The organism is Streptomyces sp. NPDC006265 (genome assembly GCF_040613555.1).
Taxonomy (GTDB): Bacteria; Actinomycetota; Actinomycetes; order Streptomycetales; family Streptomycetaceae; genus Streptomyces.
Map to the genome: position 1 here is coordinate 1 of NZ_JBEXSH010001526.1, position 1,070 is coordinate 1,070.

A 1,070-nucleotide genomic window follows, 5' to 3' on the forward strand; every position below is an offset into this window, starting at 1 on the left:
GCCTGCTGGCCTTTGGCGTTGCCGGTGGAGTGGACCAGGATCCGGCGCAGCCGGTGGACCGGGTCGCGGGCAACTCCCCAAGGAGACCCATGTTCGGGCTCAGCATTGCCAGGAAGGCCGCCGCCGTCGCCGCGGCGACCGCCGCCGCCACGACCGCGCTGCTCGCCGCCCCCACGGCCGTCGCCGCGCCCCAGCCGATCGTCGGCGGCACCACGACCACGACATCCGCGTACCCGTTCGTCATGCAGATCACGGACGCCTCGCAGAACCAGTTCTGCGGCGGCACCCTGGTCTCGCCCACGAAGGTCGTCACCGCCGCGCACTGCATGGTCGGCGAGACCACCGGCAGCGTGCGCGTCGTCGGTGGCCGCACCTACCTCAACGGCACCAACGGCACGGTCGGCAGAGTCAGCAGGATATGGATCCACCCGAGCTACACCGACGCCTCCAGCGGCGACGACGTGGCCGTGCTGACGCTGTCGACGTCGATGCCGTACACCACGGCGAAGTACGTCTCCGCCTCCCAGACCTCGGTGTACGCGGCCGGCACCACGGCCCGCATCCTCGGCTGGGGCACCACCTCCTCGGGCGGCAGCAGCTCCAACCAGCTGCGCACCGCGACCGTACCGACCGTGTCCGACTCCAGTTGCGCGAGCTCCTACGGCTCCGACTTCGTGAAGAGCGACATGGTGTGCGCCGGAAAGACCTCCGGCGGCGTGGACACCTGCCAGGGCGACAGCGGCGGCCCCCTGCTCATCGGGGGCGTCCTGGCAGGCATCACTTCCTGGGGCGAGGGCTGCGCCCAGGCCGGTTACCCGGGTGTCTACACCCGGCTGACCACCTTCTCCAACCTGGTCACGACGCAGGTCAACTCGTGACTGGGAACTAGGGCCGCAACAGGCAACGTTCGCCCCGTCACGACGCCCGGCACGCTCCCCCACGCTCTCGACTCCGCTCGAGCAGGGGGTACCCCCTCTCGCCGCACCGGCCGAAACCCCAAGTACGTCCAGTACGAGGGCTTCCGGCCGCCACGCCGAGAGCACGCACCAAACGCCGCTCCTCAACGGGCA

General features: G+C 70.5%; 1 protein-coding gene. It reads left to right on the plus strand.

Translation table 11 applies throughout. The features are described from left to right. The first annotated feature begins 89 nt into the window (after positions 1–89). Entirely contained in the window at positions 90–878 is a 789-nt protein-coding gene (locus tag ABZ281_RS50365) for a serine protease (protein WP_356665650.1), read from the plus strand. The last annotated feature ends 192 nt before the right edge of the window (positions 879–1,070 follow it).